Below are 18,881 nucleotides of genomic sequence, written 5' to 3' on the forward strand. Positions count from 1 at the left end.
ACGTAAGGCTCTAAATTTACCGTTGTTTTAATACCACCAAAGTAATATCATCAAACACTTTTTGTTGCCCAATAAACTGGCGGACTTCTTCAATAATCAGATCGCGAATTTGCATCGCTGAATATTGCCGATACTGTTGTGCTAATTGAGTTAATCGCTCTAACCCATAAAGTTCATTCTCCATATTTTCCGCTTCTGTAATGCCATCTGTGTATAAGATAACAATATCATCTCGATTTAAGATGATCTCTTGTTGAGCAACAAATTCACCAATCTCCAATTCCAAACCAATAGGGAACCCTAAATCCAGAGTATCGATCAATTCCAGTTGTCCATCGGCTCGAACTAGGATAATTTCTTCATGTTGACCACTAACCTGAATCACTCCACATTCATAGTTCAGAATAGCTAAACTCATATTTTTGTCAGAGTTCATGCGTTCCAAGTTTTGATATAAGGTTTGATTAACTATTTCTAAAAAATGAATCGCATGGGTTTCCTGGATATTTTCTAGAGTGCGAATAACCGTTTGCGCCATTAACATCAATACTCCACTTTCTAAACCATGACCGGTTACGTCTCCGATACTAATTTTAATGCGATCGCCTTGCTTTAATACATCATAATAATCTCCTCCTACTTCATCCGCAGGCTCCATAAATCCCGCAATATCCAAGTTTTCCACAACTTCTAATTCAGTTTGCTTAGGTAACACCATCTGTTGAATCTTTCTGGCGACATCCACTTCTGAACTCAAGCGTAGATTTTCGGAAGTTAGTTGTTCATTTAATGTTTGAATTTCTGCGTTAGCTAAAGCCAGTTCGGCAGTTCGTTTTTCTACTTTTTGCTCTAAATTACGGTATAAATATGCATTTTCTAGAGCGATCGCCGCTTGTCCTGAAAGAACCTGTAGTGTATTTACTCTATCATCCGTAAAAGCACCTGTAGTTAAGTTGTTCTCTAGATAAACCATACTAATTAATTTACCCTGATTGACTAGGGGTATACAGAGAATTGATTGAGATTGATTGGTTTTAATATAAGGATCTCGAGTAAAATTGCCAGAATAACAAGCATTATTTAAGACCAAGCTTTCCTGCGTTCTAGCAACATAGTTCACGATCGCATGACAAACCGTATTAGATTCTGTTACGGGTTGGTTCTGAAGGGCTACAATCTCTTCAGAATCAACACTTCCTGATGCTTCAATGACTAAATTGTCTTCATTAACAATAATCAAACATCCAGTTTGTGCCCCCGCATTTTGCAGAATAATATGCATTAACTCTACCAGCAATCTATCTAAGACAATTTGTCCAGAAATAACTCGATTAGCTTTAAAAATTGTATCGATATCTAGGCTGGAGCCAAAGTTGCTGTCACTCGTTTTTGATAGGTTTGTCTCTATGGCAGTGTTATTAGTTGTGGGTGAAAAATTTGCCATATCCGAATTATTATTTGAACTAGAGCGAGTAGGGTTCGATATGCGATCGGAATCATCTGTCGAGCTAGTAACTGCTGAAACTCGAAACAATTGGGGATAGTTTTCTTCCAAATGCCTTACCTTCGCTGTTGCTCCCCAGCGAGAATAGCAATAACGAGCCTCCATCATGTAAGCGCGGGCTGCAGTTTCGTGACCCCAATCCAGATAAAATTTAGCCATTAGTTCGTTAGCAAGGGCTTCTTCGTGGATATATTCGTTGGTCTTAGCTCCAGATATTGCCTGGTTGTATAGTTCTATCGCTTCTATTTTTCGCCCTAAAAATCGACATTTTTCCGCCTCAACTAAATCCACCTTATGTTGATAATTCATCGGAGCATAATGTGCCCAGTGCTGTTGCAGTTTGGCTTGGTTTTCTTCTACCCTTTTTAGAATCTCCGATGTCTCTTTCAAGCCGAGACCACAAGCTGCTATGGCAATCAATGAATCATAGAAATAAAACCCAGGCATGGCCACAACTCCATCAATAGTCCCTAAATAAGCCCTGCCCTCAAGTGCATGGTTTAGAGCTGATTCGATATCACCAAACAAATAGCCAAGCATAAGTTTATGTGGGTAGAATAAACCAAACCTCGACAAGTCGTTGTTCAACGTCAGAAATTCTTCTTCTTGAAGAGCCTCCCCAGACAGAACACTAGGACAATCAGCAAACCCTAGTAAATTTAAGGCGCATTGCCAATAGATTCGACAATGATTAGCTGTTTTCAGTTGCTTCAATTGCACCAATGTATTACAATAGTTGCGAGCCTGCTGCTCCAAGGTAGGAAGATACTGACCGCACCAAATAGAATTTAAGCAAACAACACCAGCACAATGTCCTGCAAACTCTCGATCTCCAGATTCCAACCCACTTATATAGCCCTCTTCCGACAGTGGTAGAGTTTCTTTTATATGAGCTTTGCGATGCAAAACCATAATTGAAGTTATATTTAATACTGAAGACTTAACTGCTTTAGCATTCAATTTAGATACGACTTGGAGTGCTAGCTTACTAAACTTTACTCCCGTATCTACATTTTGTGAAAAATTGCACATGATACTGCCATAGAGAGCATAAGTAAAGCCCGAAGCTGATATATTTCCATACTGAATAGATATTTTTACTGACAGAGTAATCAGTAAGGGTAACAAAGGAGATCCACAGGAGAAGGCCGCTGGTATGACACTGTTAGCAATCTCTACAATAGCAATCTTTTCTGCATCCTTCATAACCGGCAAGTGAACTAAATCTTCAATTTCCCTATCTCCAACCAGCGTTTCAATTTCTGCAATTTCTTGTTTAATATCATCTTGATTGGGTATTTCAGGAAATGTAATACCCAACTCTCCTAAGATTTGTTGGGCAATAGTAATGGCTTCAGTTTCTTTCTCTTGCGAGATATTAGCCTTAATTTTTATCTGGTAAATATGGATTCGTTCTAGCAAAGATTGTGCCTGCTCAATGACAGTCTCAATAAGCTTTTCCATCGTATCTAGTTCACCACATAGCGCCGCCAATTCTGCTGCCAGATTGTGAAATGCTAAACTCATTTCATAATGCTGCTGCCAGGCATTTACTCCGAGCAAAGATAGTCCCGTGCTAGCATATTCACGAGCTGCTTGATAAGCAGTAGCGAGTTTAGCTTTGCGACAGGCGATGAGATTTAAGTGGGCTAGTTGATCTCGCTCTATTTGCTCGTTAATTAATTTTGCCCCATAGTTTAATTGATTGACTAGCTCAAAAATGCCTTCTTCTCTTGCTTTTGGCGGTAGCTTTTGGAGGAGTATTTGTCCGATACGGTAATGGGTTGTTGCTCTTCTATCATCGGGAATCAGAGCATAAGCTGCTTGTTGAATTCTATCGTGGCCAAACTTATAAGACTGGATCAGGAGATGTTCATCCAGTTCAGATAAAGGTAAAATAAAACCCCGATCGAGGCCTTCTTTTAACAACTCAAAAGTTTCTCTTGCTGATTTTTCCCCAACCCAGGTTAGAAAGTCTAAATCAAATTCTGCTCCCCAACAAGCAGCAAGGGATAAAATTTCTTGGCTATATGGCGATAATTTTTGTAGTTTCTCTACCATCAATTCTACAACATTATCGGTGAAATCTCTAGCTTCAATCGCTGCCATATCCCATTGCCAGCTTCTCGCTTGCCGGTTGAATTGTAGCAACTCTTCGTCATACAAGGCTTGTAAAAATTCATTGATAAAGAAAGGATTTCCTCCGGTTTTTTGCCAAACTAACCGGGCTAAATGCTCCGCTTGTGGGTTCTGCTGTAGGGCATCACCGATTAAAGCCGTAACTTGGTTGAGGGGTAAAGGATTTAAAATAATCTCGGCTATCGTCTTGCCCTTATTTTGCTGGAGTTTTGCCAGGGACATTGCCAAAGGATGGGCAGCAGAAACTTCATTATCACGATAAGCTCCCAACAGCAAGAGATATTCTGTTGGCTCTTCGAGCAATAGTCGCTCAATCAGTTGCAATGTGGCAAAATCTGCCCATTGCAAGTCGTCTATAAAGAGAGTTAGCGGATGTTCCCGATCGCAAAAAACATGGATAAAATTTCCGAAAACCAGGTTAAAGCGATTTTGAGTCTCGTTTGCTCCTAACTCAGGAACAGGAGGTTGCTTACCGATAATCAGTTCAACTTCAGGAATCACATCGACAATAACTTGTCCATTATTTCCCAACGCTTTTAATAATTTTTCTCGCCAGATTTGTAACGAAGCTTCACTTTCTCCGAGTAGTTGCCCCACCAGAGAGCTAAAAGCAGCCACGATCGCCGAATAGGGTATATTTCGCTGAAATTGGTCGAATTTCCCGGAAATGAAATAGCCCCGATGTGCAGTAATCGCTTTATAAAGCTCTTGGACTAGGGAGGATTTTCCCATTCCCGAATAACCTGCCACCAACATCAGCTCGACTTTACCCGTCTCGGCGACTTCTTCAAATGCTGCTAGTAGGGTTGCGATTTCTTTTTCCCGTCCGTAGAGCTTTTGGGGAATCTGAAAGTGAGCGACAAAATCCTGTCGAGCTAGGGAAAAGACAGTCATGTTACCCGTTTCATCTAATTGTCGACGACATTCTTCTAAATCGGCTTGCAATCCCTCAGCACTTTGATAGCGCTCCTCTGCATTCTTCGCCATTAATTTCATCACAATATCCGCAATAATCTGCGGAATTTTCTCCCTATTTCCTAATGCGATCGGCATCTTGGCAATATGAGCGTGAACAAACTCCAAAGGATCTTCAGTTTCAAAGGGCAATCTTCCTGCTAGCATTTCATAGAAAGTCACTCCTAAGGAATAAAAATCCGTGCGATAGTCTAAACTGCGATTCATTCTTCCGGTTTGCTCCGGGGAAATATAAGCCAGAGTACCTTCCAAGACATGAGGATTTTTTAGGGTTGGATTTTCTCTACTCAGTTGAGTAGCTATACCAAAATCAATGATTTTTAGGACTTGGGTTTTGGGATTGAGAACAATATTGGCAGGATTAATGTCTTTATGAATAATATGTTGGGCGTGAATTTGTCCTAGACTCTCGGTAATCGCGATCGCTAGCAATAAAAACTCTTCCAGGGAAATTGGCCCCCGTTCTTGCAGCCATTTTCTTAGGGAGATTGCCCCAAAGTCTTCTAGAACGATGGCCACACTTCTTTGCCATTCTTCGAGGCTATAGGCTTTGACGATACCAGACGATTCTAACTGCTGAGTAAGCTGGTATTCTTGTTTGTAGCGTCGAATCTGCTCCGAGGTTGGATATTCTCGGTTGAGAAATTTTAATATAACCGGTTGATTATCACTGATTCTACGGGCGCGATACACTTGGGAGTTATTGCTATCGTGGATTAAAATTAAGTCTTCGTATCCGACAAGAGCGACCATAAAAATAACTTCGGTAAACCAGAAGGTACTATAGCATTTTGCGCTGAAGCGCTATATTACTTTTATAACACGAGAATTAATCAGTATTTATTCACTGGGAAAAGTCAGCTTAACTGGCGAATTTACAGAGCTGTCACGGCGCAACAAAGCTTTTCAATGCCGATAGGGATTGCCTAACTAATCTCGGATCGAGGGATTTTGGATGATGAATCCTGAGTTTTTCCCTGGAGTCTCATAGTTTAAGACAACAAACTACACAGATACTTTATGGAGTCTGTGCAGTCTGCTTCTCTGACCTTATATGATTACTTCTAGTTTCTCTCCTATTGTCGAGACTAACCGCGCCAACTCATCACCTGACGTTTAGAGTACTCTGAGAATCGCTTTCGTGGTAGCCCACGAATTGTTGCAGAAGTCGAACCTTCAGGATCTGGAAGATCCTCAATATCTGCATACGCCCCTCCATAGCCTATGCCGTGTAGAATACTCAAATAGCAATCAATAACATATTCAATATAACCACTCGGCGATTTTTGCAGATTTTGGGGGGGAGCACCTATGATTGCAATATCCTTGTCCTTGATTGTCTCCAAATCTGCATTGGTAAATACATCTCCATCGCAGGTTAGATAGCACATAAGAGCTGGTCCTATAGCAATTGGAGAAGTATTCTGGTCATTCCAAGCTATGAGATTTTCGTTCACAGCGTAGATTCGGACGTATGTTTCCTGTTCTGTATCTTTTGCATTTTCTGCCTTTACCTTCTTGAAAAAAACCTTGAGGTAATCTAGGCTTCCAGAGGTACTATTTTCCGAATAATCAAGCCTTCCTTTTTCCAGCAGTTTTCTACTCCCCGTCATCTGGCCTAAAACGGCATCTACAGGATCGATCCCACTGTCCTTAGCTTCCTGGAGTACTTGACCGAGTTCCTTGGCCTTAGTGAGAGTACATCTTACCGTGGCTTTCTTGGCATCTAAGCCAGTCATAGTCCAGAAGGCGATTCCCGCCATGTTGCCAAAATCTGGAGTGCTAAGGATACCTCTCATGGGAGCTTCCGCAGCAGCAGCCTCAGCACCTGGAGTGGTGTCACTTGACTCGATTGTATAGGTGATAGTTTTTTCTGGACTAGCAAGCACCAAAGGTGAAACTGGAATATTTTGGCTAGCAAAGCTAGACAGGGGAAGTATCGGGAAGCTACGCAGTCCACCAGCTCCATCTATGAGGGGTAAGCCTGATTCAACTGCTACATAGATAGGGATCAGCGTGTTAATGACTCCTACCTCAACCGCTAAAACATGTGTTATTTTCTTCTCAGTGTGCTGCTCTTCTTTGTCTTTCAACTCATTGAACGCTTTCAACGCTTCCTTAGTCAGTTTTCCGGCAAAATCCCTATCTTCGGCTGACGCTGGAGAACCGGCTGCTGCTGGTATAGCTATGCCAGCATTATCATTAAGAGTATTCAGATCAACGACTTCAAGTGTCGTAGCCTTTTTCTGTTTGGCTACTTCCAAAATAACCTCTATTAGAGGATCTATCAAAGTAGCAGCGCCGCCCCCTCCAGAACCGTAGATACACGCACCATTGGCTATGTTTTTAAGTTCTTCTCGATTTAGATTTAGGGTCCAATCTGGCATATAATTAATTCCTCCTTTCAATACAATGCAGATTTAGTCAGTATCCTATGCTAAAAAATACCCTTTTAGGCAAACAAAGCTTAAATTTAGATTAAACCTAAAATCGGTATAAGTTGTTGTACTCTAATAAAGGTTTTAAGGTTCGTTTTAGAGCTATAGGACTCAGGTAAATTGTCGCCTATGTGACAATTTATGAGTGCGTGAAATTGACCAAAATGCGATCGCCCCATCCTACATCGTCAGCACGATATTTTTAATACTTCTATGCGGATGAGAACACGCTGTAGTGCAAATCCCTGTAAGCTATGCTAGAAGAGTCACGACATTGTTGATAACGCTTATGCACAGATTTTTTTCTGGGCCGTTAACCGTTGAGACTCTAACAGTTACCGTCAAGGACTTGCCCCCACAGTTACCAGGACTGAAGATCGCCCAATTATCTGATTTTCATTATGATGGAGTGGAACTTTCTGAGGAACTGTTAACCGAAGCGATTCGCACTAGCAATAGCATCAATCCCGATCTGGTGGTCTTGACGGGGGATTTTGTCATTCATGAACCCGATCCCATTCATGCTCTAGTCAAACGGTTAAAACGGCTAGAGTCTCGGCGAGGGATTTATGCCGTTTTGGGGAACCACGATCTTTATTATCCGACCACTCAATTCATCGTTACTGAAGCCTTAACTAAAATTGGGATTCAGGTCTTGTGGAATCAGGTCATTTATCCTCTGGGAAAAGGATTAGCTTTGGTGGGATTGCCGGATTTTTGGTCACCCGAATTCAATCCAGCTTCAGTGTTAGATCATCTCGATCCAAAGTTACCGCGTATTGTGCTGTCCCATCAACCTGATAGTGCGGAAGTCTTACAACAATGGCGTGTGGATTTACAGCTATCTGGTCATACCCATGGAGGGCAAATTGTGTTACCTCAATTGGGGCCATTAATCGCTTATCAAGATCGAGTAATTAAGGTAACACCTAAGTGGTTACGGGAGTATATCCCTTTACTGCAACGCAAGTGCAATCGCGTCGTTAAGCATTGGGAATGGTCTGCTGGGTTGTACCAAATTAATCACAATCGCCTTTATGTGAATCGAGGATTGGGAACTTATCCCCCTGGTCGGTTATTTTGTCCTCCAGAATTAACGGTTATTACGTTAGTTTAAGTCAAAACGATCAAACTTTATGGACAGATACCAGTGATTGAAATTGAGCCAGAAAAATATTGGTTTGAATTGAATACAATTTTGGTCTATCTCAGTCAAGGAAGTAATCTATATCCCGATATTTCAAGGGAGAAAGTACAGGTGTTACAGTGGATGTTTTTTGAACAGTACAGCCATGAACCTTATATTGCCACACCTCGCTATTGGATTTCGATTTTAGGAAAAGAACAGGAGTCTCAGGAAGCCATCGCGCAAAAATGCCAGGGAGGATATGCGGTGTTAGAGGGGATGGAAAATCATTTAAGGGTTAATGATTTTTTTGTCGAAGATCGTTATAGCGTGGCTGATATTGCCCTATCAATTCACCCTTATTCACTATAATATTGATATTGCCAATGGATACGAGGGTGCAGAAGTCTCTGTACCGTTTCCCCTCCCAGAAGATGGGATTCAACAATCTCAGCCACATCTTCTGGTTTTACCCGACAATACCAAGTTTCATCGGGTAAAACCCGCACCGTTGGAGCCAGATTACACTGCCCTTGACACCCAACAACTTCTACTTTAAGTGTTTCACTCGCATAGGCTTCAAAAGCAGCTAAAACTTGAGCCGATCCTTGCCTAGTGCAAGATTCATGTTGACAAAGCCAAACATACCGACAATTCAGCTCTTCTGGAGAATTTTCTGACCCCTTACCCATTGCCTATTGCCTTTTTAATGATGAATTTAATGATGAATATCCAAGGATAAGACATATTGACCTAAATTGAGGCGCTCGCACCACAGTTCATACTCAATTCTCAAGTGTTCAGGTTGGGAATACCCCGTTAAAATCAAACTGTGAGTAAAATTGCGTAAGCGCATCTGTCCTACCTCATGGGCTGATTCTCCAGAGAGCCAATATCGAGATAATCCATACATGCCTTGTTCCCAGAAATGGCGATAACTCAATTTGCCATTCCCCTGCATCGTCATCACTACCCGATGAGCAGAAATTTCTAACCATAATAATCGCGGCGGCCCGGCTAAGGGAATGGTTGGATCGATTTCTGGGTTACGGTCGTAGAGTCCTGGTTCATTGAGTAACAGATGAAAGCGGTCTCGATCTTTACGGTATAACGTAGCGGCAGTTTCGACAAACGAATAAATAGGAAGATCCGTCGAGGAAAAAGACAGACTAACAGGTTTGCGGTGATTTTTGAGCATATCACATGAAGAGAGAACAACAATTGACAGATTTAGAAGTGAACCCCTACCAGCCTGTAACACCATAGGGTATGATTGCGCTACAGAGTCTTAATTTTCACTTATTTTTAGTTTATCTCCATGACCGCCCCGATCGTTACCTTAAATTTAATTGGCCCTGATGAAGATTTGATCGTTCAACCCCCAAAAACTGGGGTAGCGCTACAGGGCAAGATTCAAGTGCCTGGAGATAAATCGATTTCCCATCGATCGCTGATGTTAGGGAGTTTAGCCCAAGGAGAAACAACGATCGCCGGATTGCTCATTGGAGAAGACCCCCAGAGTACCGCCGCCTGTTTTCGAGCTATGGGCGTAAATATTACAAAACTTAACTCCGAAGAAGTTAAAGTTAACGGTTTAGGACTCGGAGCACTACAGGAGCCAACTGATATTTTAGATTGTGGCAACTCTGGAACCACAATGCGCCTGATGTTGGGAATTTTAGCCTCCCATAAAGACCGCTTGTTTAGTGTAACGGGAGATGGTTCCTTGCGATCGCGCCCTATGTCCAGAGTGATTAACCCCCTAAAACAAATGGGCGCTCAAATTTGGGGACGCAAAAACCACACCCTTGCCCCTCTAGCTGTGCAAGGAACCCAACTCCAACCCATTCATTACCATTCCCCCATTGCCTCAGCCCAGGTCAAATCCTGTATTCTCCTGGCAGGACTGATGGCAGAAGGAGAAACCAGGGTCACCGAACCCGCCCTATCTAGAGACCATAGCGAACGGATGTTAGCCGCCTTTGGCGCAACGGTGAAAAGAGACCCGCAAACCCATTCGGTTACTGTTGTAGGACCAGCTCAATTATCCGGTCAATCGATTATTGTTCCTGGAGATATTAGTTCGGCAGCCTTTTGGTTAGTTGCAGGAGCGATCCTTCCTGATAGCGACCTGATGATTGAAAATGTGGGTATCAATCCTACCCGCACTGGAGTATTAGAAGTCTTAGAGCAAATGGGAGCCGATATTGAATTTCTCAATCAAAGAATAGTGACGGGTGAACCCGTAGCCGATTTACGAGTAAAATCGAGCCGTCTGCACGGATGCGAATTTGGCGGAGACTTAATTCCCCGCTTAATTGACGAAATTCCCATCTTAGCGGTCGCTGCTGCCTTTGCCGAAGGAAAAACCGCGATTAAAGACGCGGCAGAATTACGAGTTAAAGAAAGCGATCGCCTGGCCGTTATGGCCTCCGAACTGAGCCGTATGGGAGCTAACATTACCGAACACCCCGACGGCTTAGAAATTATTGGCTCTACCCCCCTTAAAGGGGCTGAAGTTGACAGCCATACCGACCATCGGATCGCCATGAGTTTGGCGATCGCCGCCCTCAATGCCCAAGGAAAAACCACCATTCATCGCGCCCAAGCAGCCGCCATTTCCTACCCCAGCTTTACCCCTACCCTAGAAAGACTGTTAATTGAGGGATAGTCGATCAAGAAGATTGCAAGTCTGCCAACTCTCAACTATTCACTATCAACTATCCTAAGATAGAATGCACTATAGTAACCCTAATTCATGTTGCCTTAAAGCCCCAGTTTAAAATCCATCCCAGAGATTTCCTGAATATCAGCTATTTTCAACCACGGGGTTTTTCAGTTAAGCTCTGGATAACCTAATGTGTCGCTGCTCGCGAATGGACAGTTCAAATTCTACTCTAGAGTTATTCAAAGTATTTGTTGAACAAACCCCTGCCGCTGTGGCTTTGTTCGACCAAGAAATGCGTTATTTACTCACCAGCGATCGCTGGCTGAGTGAATATGGTCTTAGGGATATCCCCCTAAACAACCTCACCTTCTATGACACCTTTCCCCATTGCCCAGAGCAATGGAAACCCATTCATACAGAATGCTTATTAGGAAACTATGAAGGGTGTGAAGAACATTATTTTTTCGGAGAAGATGGCAAACTGCAATGGGTCGAATGGGATATTCGACCCTGGCATAATTCTTCCGGAGAAATTAATGGTCTCATCATGTTCACCCAAAATATTACCAAACGTAAACGAGCAGAGGCGGCTTGGATGAAAATTGAGAATCGGTTTAACAAACTTACAGCTAATGTCCCTGGAATTATCTGTCAACTCCTTCTTAAACCCCAACACCCCATCCAATTCACTTATGTTAGTCCAGGCTGCAGCAAAATCTGCGAGCTCGATCCAGATGCTCTCGAGCAACATCCCCTTTTGTTTCAGGAATTAATCCATCCTGACGATTTATCAGAATACAAAGCTTCTATCACAACAGCGATTCAAAACCAATCGGCTTGGTCTTGGGAAGGCCGAATTATTACCACATCAGGTCAAATTAAATGGCTCGCTTGCTCCACTTCCCCCCCAGATACTCAAAACTCGCTAGAACAACAATTTTTAGACGATCTCCCCTATAACTTTACTCCCCATGAACTGCTCCTAGATGGCCTATTTATTGAAGTTACTGAACGCAAACAGGCAGAACTAAGCCTTCTGCAACAGGAAACCCAGTTAAGGGCCCTGTTTAAAGCCATGACCGATTTGATCCTCGTCCTCGATCGAGAAGGTCACATCCTAGAAATTGCTCCAACCAACTGCAACCTCTTTACTCAAGACCGGCTTGAACTCTATGGCATGAAAATTAACGATCTCATGCCTGATGAAAATGTCCATCGCCTACTTGCCAATCTTCGTCGTTCCTTAGAAACCCAAAAAACGATTGATGTAGAATACTCGATGACCCTAAATGACCAAATTTTTTGGTTAGCGGCAAAAGTCTCACCTTTAGATATGGATACTGTGGTTTGGGTTGCCCGTGATATTACCCGTCGCAAAGAATCAGAGGGAAAATTAGAGCAATATCGAGATACATTAGAAGATCGAGTTGAACAAAGAACCGCTGAACTAGCGGCGGAAGTTGAAGAACGTCAACAAGTGGAACAGTCCCTACGCCAGCATGTACAAATGCTGGATTTAGCCAATGATTCCATTATGATCCTGGGCTTAGAAGGAACGATTAAATATTGGAATCATGGGGCCCATAAACTCTATGGTTGGACAAAACAGCAAGCGATTAATCAGAATATTCATAGTCTCTTACAAACGGAATTTAGTATCCCTTTACCGACCATTCACCACATTTTACAAGAACAAGGGTATTGGGAAGGAGAATTACAACAAAGCAAGCGCGATGGAACTCCAGTAACCGTTGCCAGTCGATGGACGCTTCAGCGAGATAGACAGGGGAACCCAGCCGCCCTGTTAGAAATTAATAATGATATTACTTATCGCTTTGAAACTGAGATGGCCTTGCGAAAAAGCGAGGAACTCTATCGCACCTTGGCTCAAAATTTTCCGGATGGTGCAGTCGTCTTGTTCGATCTTAACCTCCGGTTTACCCTGGCAGAAGGCCGAGAATTAGGGCAGTTGCGATTAGCTAAAGAAAAATTGGAAGGGGAAACTCCCGCAGATATCTTTCCTCAATCAGTCAGTCAGTTGATGGAATATCATTACCAAAATGCGTTAGCGGGAGAAACGGAACAGTTTGAGATTTCTTTGGGGGAAAACTGTTATTCAATCCAGACCCTACCGGTCAGAAATGATGACGGATACATTATGGCGGGTATGGCTTTAATACAGAATATTACTCAGCGTAAGCGCTCTGAAGAAGCTATTCGTAAAAGTGAGACTCGCTATCGAGAAATGGCCCAACGGGAGGAGTTGATTAACCGTTTGGCTTCTCAAGTCCGTAATTCTTTGAATCTTGACCAGATTTTGGAAATAGCGGTGGTGGAAATTCAGAATTTGTTACAGGTGGATCAGTGTTTATTTAGTTGGTATCAGTCCCAGGGAGAAGACGAACTACAAACTCCAGAATTTTCTCCCTATGGATATGTGAATGTGGTCAAAGAAGCAAAAACGGAAACTTTACCAACCGCATTGGGGTGTTTTCCTGTAGCGGCTGACGATCCGCTGTTGAATAATTTGCTTAATCTAGAAATGCTTCAAGTGGATGATATCTTCAGTCATGAAGATCCAGGAATTCATCAGCTTTATGAAAGCCGAGGATATCGGGCGATCCTCTTTTTACCAATTAAAACGGCTTATGGTGAGTTAGGATGTGTCAGTTGTGCCCATTTTGATGGCCCCCGTCGATGGACGGAGGATGAGGTGGAATTATTACAAACTGTCACGGATCAGTTGGCGATCGCGATTAGCCAAGCTGAACTCTATCGTCAGGCGACTGTAGCGGCGGAAAACGCCGATCGCAAAGCCAAAGAACTCGAAGAAACCCTCAGACAACTGCAACGCACCCAATCCCAACTGATTCAAAGCGAAAAACTCTCGAGTCTTGGTCAAATGGTAGCCGGTGTTGCCCATGAAATTAATAATCCCGTCAACTTTATTTATGGTAATTTAGTTCCGGCAAGAGATTATACGGCTGATATTCTCGGACTCTTACAACTCTATCAGGAAACCTTTCGCGATCCACCAGAACAGATAGAAGAAGAAATTGAAGCGATCGATCTAGAATTTATCAGTGAAGATTTACCCCGACTCCTAGACTCGATGCAAGTGGGAGCAGAACGGATTCGGGAAATTGTCCTATCTCTGCGTAACTTCTCCCGATTGGATGAAGCAGAAATGAAAAAGGTCGATCTCCATGAAGGCATTGATAGCACCTTAATGATTCTCCAAAATCGATTAAAAGCCAAAGGCGATCGCCCAGGGGTAGAAGTAATCAAACATTATGGTAAATTACCCCAAATTTTCTGCTATCCGGGACAACTCAATCAAGTGTTTATGAACTTGTTCAGTAATGCCATTGATGCATTGGAAGAGTCTAATATAGCTGAACCCAAAATTACAATTACGACCGAATTGATCGACAATAACCAAGCCGTAGTTAAACTAAAGGATAATGGGCCAGGAATTGGTGAAAAAGTTTGTCAACGGTTGTTTGACCCCTTCTTTACGACTAAACCTGTGGGTAAAGGAACCGGCTTAGGACTAGCCATTAGTTATCAAATTATTGTGGAAAAACATCAAGGACAACTTAGTTGTGTTTCTGAATTGGGTCAGGGCGCAACCTTTGTGATTCAAATTCCTGCTGTTTCCCATTAGAGTAGGGAATAGGGAGTCGGTAAAACCGGGTTTTCCCTATTCCCTAATTCCTTAATTTCTTAATTCCCTATTCTCCTATGACTCTACGATGGAACTCCTTTGCAAGTTTACTCAGTACAACGCTGTTCGTTGCCCTGAACTGGGGATGTACTCCCCAAACCCCTCAAGACTCCTCTGCTCCTCCTGCTTCGGAAACCATGCCCTTTGTGGCGGTCACTCAGATTGTAGAACATCCGGCTCTAGATGCTACCCGTGATGGCATACAGGATGAGTTAAAAGCAGCCGGATATACGGCTGGAGGAACCCTAACCTGGAAGTGGGAGAGCGCCCAAGGCTCACCGGCAACTGCCGCCCAAATTGCATCTGCGTTTGTAGCAGAAAAACCGGATGTCATTGTGGCGATCGCCACTCCATCCGCCCAAGCCGCCGTTGCTGCCAGTACCGATATTCCCGTGATTTTCAGTGCTGTCACCGATCCAGTCGCAGCTAAATTAGTGGAAAAACTCGATCGACCCGGTGGTCTAGTCACTGGAGTGAGCGACCTATCTCCGATCGATCGCCATGTGTCCCTAATGCAAGAAATTAATCCTAATCTGAAGACGATTGGTGTAATTTATAATGCTGGAGAAGCCAACGCCGTCTCCTTAGTCAATTTACTCAAAGACCAAGCCCAAATTAAAGGATTATCCGTCGAAGAAGCCACCGTTGCCAATTCCAGTGGTGTAGTCACCGCTGCCCAAAATTTGGTTGGGAAAGCCGATGTAATTTATGTCCCCACGGATAATACGGTGGTTTCGGCTCTAGAATCAGTGATTCAAGTGGGGATTGATAATAAAATTGGTATTTATTCTGGAGATACTGATTCGGTAGAGCGGGGAACGATCGCCAGCTTAGGCTTTGATTATTATGATGTTGGCCGACAAACTGGCAAACAAGTTATCCGCATTCTGGAAGGAGAATCCCCTGGTAATATCTCTGTAGAATCTGTCGATACCCTAAAACTGTATGTTAACCCCAAAGCTGCCGAATCCATGGGTGTAACTCTTCCCACGTCAGTCCTCGATCGCGCCGATGCGGTAGTAGATTAGGGGAATGGGGGGATGGGGAATAATTGTTAATTGTTAATTATTAATTGTTGCTTATGACTGCCCTTTTAGGAGCCATTGAACTGGGTTTACTCTATAGTCTCGTCGGTTTAGGCGTGTATCTATCTTTTCGTGTCCTTGACTTTCCCGATTTAACCGTCGATGGCAGTTTTCCCCTTGGAGGTGCTGTAGCTGCCACCTTAATTGTGAATGGAATGCATCCTATCATTGCCACAGCAGTGGCGATCGCTGCTGGGGCACTTTCAGGAGCTTGCACTGCCTGGCTAACCGTACAATTCAAGATCCTCAATCTGCTCTCTAGCATTCTCACCATGATCGCCCTCTATTCCCTCAATCTGCGGATCATGGGTCGCCCCAATGTTCCCCTTTTGGGGGAAACCACCCTCTTTAGTCCCCTGAATAGCCTCTCTGTGCCCCGTCAAGTGGTCATTCCCATCATTTTGGTCATCATTGTCATTTTGCTCAAAGTTAGCCTAGATGCCCTCTTAGCAACCCAATGGGGCTTGGCATTGCGGGCAACTGGTGCCAACTCAACCATGGCTCGCGCTCAAGGGGTCGATCCCGGAATGATGATTATTGTGGGTATGGCCTTAAGTAATGCCCTGGTGGCTCTGGCGGGGGCACTCTTTGCCCAAATTTATGGATTTGCTGATGTCACCCTGGGAGTAGGAACCATTGTCCTTGGATTAGCCGCCGTGATTATTGGCGAAACCTTTATCCCTGGGAAAACCATCTTTCAAGGCACATTAAGCGTCATTTTAGGCGCACTGGCGTATCGTTTAGCGATCGCTGTTGCCCTGAATGCCAATTTTATGGGACTTCAGGCCCAAGACTTAAATCTAGTTACGGCCTTATTAGTCGCGATCGCCCTCATCCTACCCCAAACCCCCCTTAAAAAATTAACCCTTAAAAATTAAGGGAATCGCAATAATTCAAAGTTCTTCAATTCCCCATCTCCCCATCCTCCCCCTACTCACATAACCGTTCCTTAACTCAAGCTCCTGGGCGATCCCCCTTGCCAACTGCCCGGTTCAGTCAGACACTGGACTAGGAAAGTTATTGGTTTTTGATATAAGAGGGTTTTTTCGTGAAAAATGTCTTAGGGATTATTCTCGGAGGAGGTGCAGGAACCAGACTGTACCCTTTGACCAAACTACGGGCTAAACCAGCCGTACCTTTAGCTGGTAAATACCGGTTGATTGATATTCCCGTCAGTAACTGTATCAACTCCGAGATTTTCAAAATCTATGTTCTGACTCAATTCAACTCCGCTTCCCTAAACCGCCATGTGACTCGCGCTTATAGCTTTTCTAGCTTCTCGGAAGGCTTTGTAGAAATTCTGGCAGCTCAACAGACGGCTAATGACCGTGACAGTTGGTTTGAAGGAACGGCCGATGCCGTGCGTAAATATCTATGGTTAATGCAAGAATGGGAAGTTGATGAATATTTGATCCTATCGGGGGATCATCTGTACCGTATGGATTATCGGGACTTCATCAACTACCACCGGGAAAGCCAGGCAGATATTACCCTGTCGGTAGTTCCTATTGATGAGGAACGCGCCTCTGATTTTGGGTTAATGAAAATCGATGAGACGGGACGAATCATTGATTTCAGTGAGAAACCCAAGGGAGATGATCTGAAAAAAATGGCGGTGGATACGACCATTTTGGGTCTTTCTCCAGAAGAAGCGAAACAAAAGCCCTATATTGCCTCCATGGGTATTTATGTCTTCAACAAAGATTTGATGGGTAAACTGCTCACGGAAAATCCGACGCAAAAAGATTTTGGTAAGGAAGTTCTACCTTTTGCGGCGGCTCAGAATTACAGAGTGCAGGCCTACCTGTTCAATGATTATTGGGAAGATATCGGAACCATTAAGGCGTTTTATGACGCAAACCTGGCACTAACGGAACAACCGACTCCACCGTTTAGTTTCTATAATGAAACCACCCCGATTTATAGCCGTTCCCGGTTCTTACCTCCCTCTAAACTGTTGGATGCGAAGGTGACTCAATCGATTGTTGCAGAAGGCTGTATTCTCAAGAATTGTACTATCCATCATTCGGTTTTGGGTGTGAGATCGCGCGTAGAAGCTGATTGTGTTATCCAAGATTCCATGCTGATGGGTTCAGACTTCTACGAACCGTTTGCTGAACGCCACTCCGGGATTCAGAAAGGAAAGGTTCCAGTGGGAATTGGCGAAGGAAGCACAATCCGAGGGGCAATTATTGATAAGAATGCTCGCATTGGTCGCAATGTCAAAATTATTAATAAAGACCAGGTGGAAGAAGGAAACAATCAAGAGACTGAAAAGCTAGGCTTTTTAATTCGTGGTGGAGTGGTGGTAATTATTAAAAATGCCACTATTCCCGATGGTACAGTGATTTAGTCCACTCAAGATTTAGGGTAATGGAGATCCTCTTTTAATCAAGGATTATGACGAACTCCTGCCGACTGATTTTATTAATTGGTCTTCCAGGTAGCGGGAAGTCTACCCTAGCTCACCAGTTGATGGCGGCTTGGCCGACCTATCGACTGGTTTCTACTGATGCTATTCGGCGGCAATTGTTTGGAAATCCGGCAGTTCAAGGGGATTGGGGATTAATCTGGAATCAGGTCAGGTTGCAGCTTCAATCAGCTCTGCTCGAAGGAGCGCCAACGATTTATGATGCAACGAATGCGAAACGAGCCAACCGCCACGACGTGATTCGGCTTGGCCGTGAGTTGGGGTTTTCTTCGATTACCGGGATTTGGATGAGAACCCGGTTACAGGAGTGTTTGGCGAGAAATCGATCGCGCGATCGCCAAGTTCCTGAAGAGGTAATCTTGACGATGTACCGCCAGCTCTGGGGTGCGCCTCCGAGTCTGAGTGAGGGGATGAATCATTTGATTTTTTATCAACCCAGGAGGGAACCCCTATGATGATTGAGAGGGAGATACACAGATTGGTGTGTCGTGTAATTTTTGGGATTTGATACCCCTCTTCGATGAAAAAGGGTACAGGAGAAGGGAAAAGTTTCGTCAGCGTAAATCAGATTCCTGGATATAAAACAACAACAACAATACATTTTCTGGCATCGCTTTAATAAAACCCTATTCCCTAGCGCAAAGCGTTATACCCCTCTTTTGTCACTCTGCCGAAAGAGGGCTAGAATAAGAGGGAAGGTAAAGAGCTGAAGAGTAGAGTAGACGATGGATGGAGAGTTAACACTTCGGAAACATGTAGCTCGCTCTGCCGAAGCAACGATTTTGTTG

General features: G+C 43.6%; 12 protein-coding genes. 8 read left to right on the forward strand and 4 right to left on the reverse strand.

Annotation, left to right across the window (positions count from 1 at the left end):
• Positions 1-16: 16 nt before the first annotated feature.
• Positions 17-5,371: an AAA family ATPase gene (locus tag J7545_RS14215; RefSeq protein WP_318719733.1), complete on the reverse strand. Its 5,355-nt coding sequence runs from the start codon at positions 5,369-5,371 to the stop codon at positions 17-19.
• Between the two features lie 335 nt (positions 5,372-5,706).
• Positions 5,707-7,005 (reverse strand): DUF917 family protein, encoded by a 1,299-nt coding sequence (locus J7545_RS14220; RefSeq protein ID WP_318698519.1) that lies wholly within the window; start codon positions 7,003-7,005, stop codon positions 5,707-5,709.
• Positions 7,006-7,345: 340 nt separating this feature from the next.
• Between J7545_RS14220 and J7545_RS14225 the strand changes: the two genes are divergently transcribed.
• Positions 7,346-8,173, forward strand: a complete 828-nt coding sequence (locus J7545_RS14225) for a metallophosphoesterase (RefSeq protein ID WP_318698518.1) — start codon at positions 7,346-7,348, stop codon at positions 8,171-8,173.
• A gap of 33 nt (positions 8,174-8,206) precedes the next feature.
• Positions 8,207-8,554 (forward strand): glutathione S-transferase family protein, encoded by a 348-nt coding sequence (locus tag J7545_RS14230; protein ID WP_318698517.1) that lies wholly within the window; start codon positions 8,207-8,209, stop codon positions 8,552-8,554.
• Here J7545_RS14230 and J7545_RS14235 read toward each other — a convergent pair.
• Both J7545_RS14235 and J7545_RS14240 read right to left on the reverse strand, forming a co-directional pair.
• Positions 8,542-8,874 carry a (2Fe-2S) ferredoxin domain-containing protein gene (locus J7545_RS14235; protein ID WP_318698516.1) on the reverse strand — a complete coding sequence of 111 codons (333 nt, stop codon included), beginning with the start codon at positions 8,872-8,874 and terminating at the stop codon, positions 8,542-8,544. The two genes, J7545_RS14230 and J7545_RS14235, sit on opposite strands and share 13 nt — an antisense overlap.
• A 26-nt stretch (positions 8,875-8,900) precedes the next feature.
• The gene (locus J7545_RS14240) at positions 8,901-9,380 is read right to left on the reverse strand and encodes a hypothetical protein (RefSeq protein WP_271936785.1); all 480 of its coding nucleotides are present in this window, start codon (positions 9,378-9,380) and stop codon (positions 8,901-8,903) included.
• A 120-nt stretch (positions 9,381-9,500) separates the two neighbouring features.
• On the opposite strand from J7545_RS14240, the gene aroA reads away from it, so the two are divergent.
• The 6 genes from aroA (at position 9,501) to J7545_RS14270 (ending at position 18,548) form a co-directional block, all read left to right on the forward strand.
• Positions 9,501-10,853 carry a 3-phosphoshikimate 1-carboxyvinyltransferase gene (aroA, locus tag J7545_RS14245; protein ID WP_318698515.1) on the forward strand — a complete coding sequence of 451 codons (1,353 nt, stop codon included), beginning with the start codon at positions 9,501-9,503 and terminating at the stop codon, positions 10,851-10,853.
• 205 nt (positions 10,854-11,058) lie between these two features.
• Positions 11,059-14,517: a PAS domain S-box protein gene (locus J7545_RS14250; RefSeq protein ID WP_318698514.1), complete on the forward strand. Its 3,459-nt coding sequence runs from the start codon at positions 11,059-11,061 to the stop codon at positions 14,515-14,517.
• 77 nt (positions 14,518-14,594) lie between these two features.
• The gene (locus J7545_RS14255; RefSeq protein ID WP_318698513.1) at positions 14,595-15,605 is read left to right on the forward strand and encodes an ABC transporter substrate-binding protein; all 1,011 of its coding nucleotides are present in this window, start codon (positions 14,595-14,597) and stop codon (positions 15,603-15,605) included.
• 47 nt (positions 15,606-15,652) lie between these two features.
• Positions 15,653-16,540 carry an ABC transporter permease gene (locus tag J7545_RS14260; protein ID WP_413038656.1) on the forward strand — a complete coding sequence of 296 codons (888 nt, stop codon included), beginning with the start codon at positions 15,653-15,655 and terminating at the stop codon, positions 16,538-16,540.
• Between the two features lie 170 nt (positions 16,541-16,710).
• The gene (locus J7545_RS14265) at positions 16,711-18,015 is read left to right on the forward strand and encodes a glucose-1-phosphate adenylyltransferase (RefSeq protein WP_318698511.1); all 1,305 of its coding nucleotides are present in this window, start codon (positions 16,711-16,713) and stop codon (positions 18,013-18,015) included.
• Between the two features lie 47 nt (positions 18,016-18,062).
• Positions 18,063-18,548 carry an AAA family ATPase gene (locus tag J7545_RS14270; protein WP_318698510.1) on the forward strand — a complete coding sequence of 162 codons (486 nt, stop codon included), beginning with the start codon at positions 18,063-18,065 and terminating at the stop codon, positions 18,546-18,548.
• The last annotated feature ends 333 nt before the right edge of the window (positions 18,549-18,881 follow it).

The organism is Roseofilum sp. SBFL (assembly GCF_017746885.1).
Lineage (GTDB): Bacteria > Cyanobacteriota > Cyanobacteriia > Cyanobacteriales > Desertifilaceae > Roseofilum.

Coding starts and splice junctions, on each gene's coding strand:
- J7545_RS14240 (WP_271936785.1), bottom strand. CDS start 9,380: ATGCTCAAAAATCACCGCAAACCTGTTAGTCTGTCTTTTTCCTCGACG.
- J7545_RS14255 (WP_318698513.1), top strand. CDS start 14,595: ATGACTCTACGATGGAACTCCTTTGCAAGTTTACTCAGTACAACGCTG.
- J7545_RS14250 (WP_318698514.1), top strand. CDS start 11,059: ATGGACAGTTCAAATTCTACTCTAGAGTTATTCAAAGTATTTGTTGAA.
- J7545_RS14220 (WP_318698519.1), bottom strand. CDS start 7,005: ATGCCAGATTGGACCCTAAATCTAAATCGAGAAGAACTTAAAAACATA.
- aroA (WP_318698515.1), top strand. CDS start 9,501: ATGACCGCCCCGATCGTTACCTTAAATTTAATTGGCCCTGATGAAGAT.
- J7545_RS14235 (WP_318698516.1), bottom strand. CDS start 8,874: ATGGGTAAGGGGTCAGAAAATTCTCCAGAAGAGCTGAATTGTCGGTAT.
- J7545_RS14215 (WP_318719733.1), bottom strand. CDS start 5,371: ATGGTCGCTCTTGTCGGATACGAAGACTTAATTTTAATCCACGATAGC.
- J7545_RS14225 (WP_318698518.1), top strand. CDS start 7,346: ATGCACAGATTTTTTTCTGGGCCGTTAACCGTTGAGACTCTAACAGTT.
- J7545_RS14270 (WP_318698510.1), top strand. CDS start 18,063: ATGACGAACTCCTGCCGACTGATTTTATTAATTGGTCTTCCAGGTAGC.